Below are 6,000 nucleotides of genomic sequence, written 5' to 3'. Positions count from 1 at the left end.
TCTGTATTCTGTATTGTCAATCGGATTGTCAATGGGCGATTTAATATTGCCAATGCATTGCAAATAGAAAATATTCAATTGCCCATCCTATTGTACATACAGAATACAGAATACAGAATACAGAATTCATCCTGCTCCTCCCAACACCACCTTCACCGCCTCCCTTTCCTTCCCGTTCACGCTGATAGCCACCACATAGGCTTTCTGGGGCAGTCTGTTCCCGGGATCATCTTTGTTTCTCATGGAAAAGGGATGGGGAAGACGACGTTATTGCGGAAGATGGAGAGGCGAATCGGGAATGATTTGCGATTCTGTATTCTGTATTCGGTATTGTCAATTGGATTGACAATGGGCAATTTAATATTGCCAATGCATTGCAAATAGAAAATATTCAATTGCCTATCCTATTGAAAATACAGAATACAGAATACAAAATTGAGAATTCACACTCCCTCATATCCCTTTGGAAACTTATTAAAACTTTCTTTTTTGGGGACTTTGCCTGTTGTCAAAAAAGTTTAAAATTACAATATCATTTTCTCTTATTTGATAGAAAACATTTAATTGTTTTGTAATTGTAAACCCTCGTATTCCCTTTTCTTTATTTTCAAGAGTTCCAATTTCAGGAAATTCTGATAAAATATCAAGAAAGTCGTATACCTTTTTAACAAATGATTCCGTATTTTTTTCTCCCCATTCAATCGATAAGTATTCCAGGATAGTGTCAAATTTTGAATCAGCTCTTTTTGACCACTTAATTTCTAAAGCCATTTTTTATGCTTCTTTTTCATTTCTTCGTTGGGGATAAGATTGTCTTCACTTTCACATTCTTCAATTGTGAAATAAAGCTCATCCTGTTCCTGCAGAGTTAACCGGCTCCATAACTGACCATCTTTAACAGAGGACCTGTTTTTCAGGAGATTATAAAAATTGATTAAAAGATTATCATTATCAATGCTGTCAATGAGCTTGTGGAAATTATTTTTTATTTCGAGAGCATCCATGTTAATCTTCCTTTTATCAAATCCGGGATTCAGGGTATTTATTACTAATCATTACAAAAATAACAAAACTTTTACTTTTACACAAAGGCCATCTCCCAATTAATTAGTAATCGAAAATTGACACTCTGCTATTCTCCAGGGATATCGTCCCTTTTATCAGAATGGTGAAGATGACGTTGTAACGTAAGAAGAAGAGGAGAGGCGAATCGGGAGTGATTTGCGATTCTGTATTCTGTATTCTGTATTGTCAATTGGATTGTCAATGGGCGATTTAATATTGTCAATGCATTGCAAATGGAAAATATTCAATTGCCCATCCTATTGTACATACAGAATACAGAATACAGAATACAGAATTGAGAATTCATCCTGCCTCACCCAGCACAACCTTCACCCCCTCCCTTTCTTTCCCGTTCACACTGATAGCCACCACATAGGTGCCCTGGGGCAGTTTATTTCCAAAATCATCTTTGCCTCTCCAGATGATGGTGCCGCTGCCGGGGTAGGTTTCGACATTCGTCAGCAATGTCTTGAGAAAATCCAAAAAATTGTCAATTCATAAAAAAAGCATAATTTTGCAAAGTTTTTCTAAAACCCAATGGTAGTATCCGGAAACATATCCAAAATCCAAATCAATTCCTGAAAAGGGAAAAATATTCCCATAGCCGGATAACCTATAAAAATCAATAAAATATGGTCTTAAAAACAAAAACAGTTGAATTAAGGCGAAGAATGCAGGAAGCTTTGCAGGGCGGAGGATCGCAGGCGATTCAGAAACAAAAGGCCATTGGTAAGCTTACAGCCAGGGAACGCATACTTACTCTTTTGGACCCCAATACTTTCCACGAATACGATTTGTTTGTCGAGCATGCTGCTAAAGATTTCGACATGGATAAGAAGCAGCTTCCCGGCGACGGTGTTGTCACCGGTACCGGCATGATCAGCGGCCATCCTGTTTGTATTTATGCCCAGGATTTCACGGTTGCCGGGGGGTCGCTGGGACTGATGCATGCCAAGAAGATCGTGAAGATCATGGATCATTCCATGCGGCTGAAGATACCCTTGATCGGCATCAACGACTCGGGCGGGGCCCGTATCCAGGAAGGTGTTAACAGTCTTGCCGGTTATGGCGAAATCTTTTACAGGAACACCCAGGCGTCCGGAGTGATACCCCAGATTTCCGTTATCCTGGGACCATGTGCCGGCGGTGCAGTATATTCTCCTGCTCTTACCGATTTCGTCTTTGTGGTCGATAAGATATCCAAGATGTTCATTACCGGTCCCGAAGTGATCAAAGCCACCATCGGAGAGGAGATCAGCATGGAAGACCTTGGCGGTGCCAAAGTCCACGCGGAGATAACCGGGAATGCACATTTTTATGCCGAAAGCGAACAGGAATGTTTTGACCAGATCAAACAACTGATCAGTTACATCCCCTGGAATAACGCGAAAAAAGCCGATCCTTTCCCCAAGAAATCCCCTAAGGCACGCCAGTATAAGATTGAAAACATCATGCCCACCGATCCCAAACAGCCATACGATGTGCGGGATGTTATCCGGGCATTGGTCGACGACTCGGAGTTCCTGGAGGTTCAGGAAAGATTTGCCAGGAATATTGTGATAGGCTTTGCCAGGATCAACGGGGATACCGTTGGGTTCGTGGCCAACCAGCCCATGGTGCTTGCAGGTGTGCTCGATGTCGACTCCTCCGACAAGGCAGGAAGGTTTATCCGTTACTGCGATGCTTTCAATATCCCGCTGGTCACGCTTGTCGACCTTCCGGGTTATCTTCCCGGGGTAGACCAGGAACACAATGGCGTGATCCGCCATGGTGCAAAGGTTTTGTATGCATACTCGGAAGCCACGGTACCGAAACTGACGGTCATCCTGCGTAAAGCTTATGGCGGCGGTTATATAGCCATGTGCTCCCACCACCTGAAAGCCGATTTTGTATGTGCCTGGCCTACCGCCGAAATTGCCGTTATGGACCTGAAGGCGCTGCTAACATCATCTTCAGGAATGAGATCAAGAACGCAGAAAATCCTGAAGAGGTCAGAAAACAGAAAATCAAGGAATACAAGCAAAAGTTTGCCAATCCATACGTGGCCGCCGCATACGGATATGTCGACGCTGTGATCGACCCCTCCGAAACCAGGAAAGTACTGATCCATGCCCTCGATATCAGCCGGCAGAAACAGGTTACCCCTCCGGCAAAAAAACACGGCATCCCGCCATTCTAATCAACATAACCATGGAAGATCAGGATAATAAACAAAAATACCAGTACTTGTCGGTCGATTACGTGAAATACAAAACCACACTGACCGACAAATACCTGAGTCGAAAAACATACGTGGAAAAAGACCCAAGGCTTATCACTGCTTTTATTCCCGGAACGATCAGGAAGGTTTTCGTTAAACCCGGCAGCAAGGTAAAAACCGGAGATAAACTCCTTATCCTGGATGCCATGAAAATGAACAACATCATCGTTGCTCCAATGGATTCGGTTATAAAGGAAATTCACGCCAAGCCAGGAAAGACAGTAGCTAAAAACGAGTTACTGATCGAACTCAATTGATCTGTTGCGAAAATGACTCCCGGAACAACTCATTGTTCCGGTTTATGAAATCAAGGATCTCCCCACGCCCCCTGTTTTCGGTTACCGATGTAATGAACATCTGAGGTAATTCTTCCCAGGTTTGCAACAGGAAATTCTGGTAATGCTCTATATTATGCCGCAATGCCAGCTTACTAAGCTTATCTGCTTTAGTGAACACCAGCACAAACGGCAACTCAACCGATCCCAGCCAATGGATAAAATCAATATCCGATGATTGAGGCTCCAGCCTGACATCCAACAGGATAAACACACTTACAAGATTCTTACGCCGGATAAGGTAATCCCGTATCATGATCCCCCACGATTCCCTGTCTGCTTTTGAACGCTTCGCATAACCATAACCGGGAAGATCCGCCAGATACCACGACTCATTGATCAGGAAAAAATTTATCAACTGAGTTTTACCCGGAGTTGAAGATGTTTTTGCCAGATTCTTACGGTTGGTGATCATATTAATGAGTGACGACTTCCCCACATTCGACCGCCCGATGAAAGCATATTCAGGCAAATTCGCAGGAGGTGCCTTATCCATCTCTTTAATGGATTTCAGGAAAACTGCCGTGTGAACCGGAAATGTCATCCTATATCATTTTTTGTATGTCGATATATGCCTGTCTTTTTTGTAATCGTAAATATCCTTAACGGTTACAATTATCCCCGTCTCCTCAACATTCCCAAAATGCGTATTCATCGCCGTTCCAAAATACCTCATTGTTGGAGAGAGATTCATATAAGCATTGAACAAAGGCGGGATGCCTTCATGCAAGGTCCTGATCTTTTGAACCAGTATCTTATAATTCTCATCATAATTACAACCGGCAAAAATACTTTCCAGGATCTTTTTGGGAGTCCCCAGAGGTAATGGATCATGCGGACGGACAAGCTCATCCTTGTCGGGGAAATATTTACTAATGAAATACAGGATGAGATCCCGGGCAAGTTTATCGAAATGGGGATACATGGTCACCTTTCCGAACAGAAATTTTGCATCAGGATGATCGATCACCACTGCTCCCAGGCCGTCCCACAGGTTATCCAATGAATACATACCTGCCCGGATGTTGATGGTTGGCTGGTAAAAGGGCTGAACGAACGACCTTCCGAGCTCTATGGTATATGGAATATATTCTTCCATGAACTTTTTGGAATACCAGAAAAGCCTGGCGGTTGGGGTCCGTATGGTACCATCTTCATTCAACGGCAACTCCTTGCAATGGATGAAGCGGTATCCTCCTATGATCTCCTTGTCACGCGGATTCCAGACAATTAACTGCTTGAACGGAACCTCCGAAGTATCGTATTCGTCAATATCCAGTGATTTACCGGTACCACCACCGGCATCACGGAAGGAGATCTCCCGCAAACGCCCTATCTCGCGCAGAGTGTTGGGAGAATTGTGATGAGTGATCACATATATCTTGTTCTTGCCGTTGTTGGTATCCCTGATGAAAGTTTCGTCGTTCAACTCTTTCTCAATCAGGTTGCGGTCGACCGGAAGTATTATCGTTTCCATAATTATTATTGTACGGTTGATGGCAAATTGTAAACTGTTTTCATGACCTCTTCCGCCCAGTAAGTATCTGAATGCTTCCTGTCAAAGGTTTCATAGGGAATAGGCTTGCCGAAGGTCATCGTGATGGATTTTCCCCTTTGCTTGTATGTCTCATCCACAAGGTACAGCATCTCAAGGTTTGCCTTGATCCCCAACGCCTTCCGGTAATTGGCCAGGTTATAGAAAAAAGCCGAATTCTTTCCCTCTATGTACGCCGGAACAACGTCACGCTTGTATTCCCTGGCTTTGGTGATAAAGGTCTTTTTCCATGAAAGATCTTTGATCACACCCTTCCTTTTCCTGGAAACCATTCCCGCCGGAAAATATAATATCACCTGATCGGATGCAAAGGTATCATTCAGGATTTTGACATTCTGGGCATTGCTCCCATGCTTGTTAATAGGAATAAATAAAGGACGCAAATTGGGAATATTCATCAGGATGTCGTTCACCGGAAAAACAATATCCTGCCTTTTGCGACCGGCAACCGAAATCAATGCAATTCCATCCAAACCACCCAAAGGATGATTGGATACTATGATATACCTCCCATCTATGGGAATGTTCTCTTCTCCAATAACGGTTAACTTCCTGACAAACTCACTCATGATGGCATTGGCAAAATCCAATCCCCAGTAGTTCCGGTTCCGGTAAATGAAATCATTGATCTCATCTTCATGAATGATCCTTCGCAGATACGACAATACAAACCATGGTAACACTTTTAACAGGGTAGGACTCTTTTTGGCTATAACCCCCCTGAGATCTATAAAGTTTTTTGTGATCTCAACACCCGGTTCAGAATTGTTTTTCTCCTGCATAGA

At 43.2% G+C, this 6,000-nt stretch carries 7 protein-coding genes and 1 pseudogene; 2 read left to right on the top strand and 6 right to left on the bottom strand.

Features of this window, described 5'->3' with window-relative positions:
* Nucleotides 1-474 precede the first annotated feature (474 nt).
* The 3 genes from KKA81_11965 to KKA81_11955 all read right to left on the bottom strand — a co-directional run bounded on the left by KKA81_11965 (nt 475) and on the right by KKA81_11955 (nt 1,548).
* Entirely contained in the window at nt 475-771 is a 297-nt protein-coding gene (locus KKA81_11965) for a type II toxin-antitoxin system RelE/ParE family toxin (GenBank protein ID MBU2651643.1), read from the bottom strand.
* The gene (locus tag KKA81_11960) at nt 762-1,004 is read right to left on the bottom strand and encodes a hypothetical protein (protein MBU2651642.1); all 243 of its coding nucleotides are present in this window, start codon (nt 1,002-1,004) and stop codon (nt 762-764) included. Before KKA81_11960 ends, KKA81_11965 begins: the two co-directional genes overlap by 10 nt.
* 364 nt (nt 1,005-1,368) lie before the next feature.
* Nucleotides 1,369-1,548 carry a hypothetical protein gene (locus KKA81_11955; protein ID MBU2651641.1) on the bottom strand — a complete coding sequence of 60 codons (180 nt, stop codon included), beginning with the start codon at nt 1,546-1,548 and terminating at the stop codon, nt 1,369-1,371.
* A gap of 149 nt (nt 1,549-1,697) precedes the next feature.
* Between KKA81_11955 and KKA81_11950 the strand changes: the two are divergent.
* Both KKA81_11950 and KKA81_11945 read left to right on the top strand, forming a co-directional pair.
* A pseudogene (locus KKA81_11950) lies at nt 1,698-3,244 on the top strand (acyl-CoA carboxylase subunit beta).
* An 11-nt stretch (nt 3,245-3,255) separates the two neighbouring features.
* Complete coding sequence (locus KKA81_11945; protein ID MBU2651640.1) at nt 3,256-3,582, top strand: acetyl-CoA carboxylase biotin carboxyl carrier protein subunit; 327 nt, start codon at nt 3,256-3,258, stop codon at nt 3,580-3,582.
* On the opposite strand, the gene yihA is transcribed toward KKA81_11945, so the two are convergent.
* From yihA to KKA81_11930, 3 genes are read right to left on the bottom strand one after another with little or no spacing between them, the layout of a single operon-like run.
* Entirely contained in the window at nt 3,575-4,204 is a 630-nt protein-coding gene (gene yihA, locus KKA81_11940) for a ribosome biogenesis GTP-binding protein YihA/YsxC (GenBank protein MBU2651639.1), read from the bottom strand. The genes KKA81_11945 and yihA overlap by 8 nt on opposite strands.
* Nucleotides 4,205-4,210: 6 nt before the next feature.
* The gene (locus tag KKA81_11935) at nt 4,211-5,137 is read right to left on the bottom strand and encodes a GNAT family N-acetyltransferase (GenBank protein MBU2651638.1); all 927 of its coding nucleotides are present in this window, start codon (nt 5,135-5,137) and stop codon (nt 4,211-4,213) included.
* Between the two features lie 5 nt (nt 5,138-5,142).
* Complete coding sequence (locus KKA81_11930; protein MBU2651637.1) at nt 5,143-5,997, bottom strand: 1-acyl-sn-glycerol-3-phosphate acyltransferase; 855 nt, start codon at nt 5,995-5,997, stop codon at nt 5,143-5,145.
* Nucleotides 5,998-6,000 lie beyond the last annotated feature (3 nt).

The organism is Bacteroidota bacterium, from assembly GCA_018831055.1.
Taxonomy (GTDB): Bacteria; Bacteroidota; Bacteroidia; order Bacteroidales; family B18-G4; genus M55B132.
The sequence above is the reverse complement of the archived record's forward strand: the minus strand, read 5'-3'. Positions and strand labels throughout refer to the sequence as shown.

Bases quoted from the DNA above. Each gene is read 5' to 3' on its own strand.
- KKA81_11965 (MBU2651643.1), bottom strand. From the start codon at position 771: ATGGCTTTAGAAATTAAGTGGTCAAAAAGAGCTGATTCAAAATTTGAC.
- yihA (MBU2651639.1), bottom strand. From the start codon at position 4,204: ATGACATTTCCGGTTCACACGGCAGTTTTCCTGAAATCCATTAAAGAG.
- KKA81_11935 (MBU2651638.1), bottom strand. From the start codon at position 5,137: ATGGAAACGATAATACTTCCGGTCGACCGCAACCTGATTGAGAAAGAG.
- KKA81_11930 (MBU2651637.1), bottom strand. From the start codon at position 5,997: ATGCAGGAGAAAAACAATTCTGAACCGGGTGTTGAGATCACAAAAAAC.
- KKA81_11960 (MBU2651642.1), bottom strand. From the start codon at position 1,004: ATGGATGCTCTCGAAATAAAAAATAATTTCCACAAGCTCATTGACAGC.
- KKA81_11945 (MBU2651640.1), top strand. From the start codon at position 3,256: ATGGAAGATCAGGATAATAAACAAAAATACCAGTACTTGTCGGTCGAT.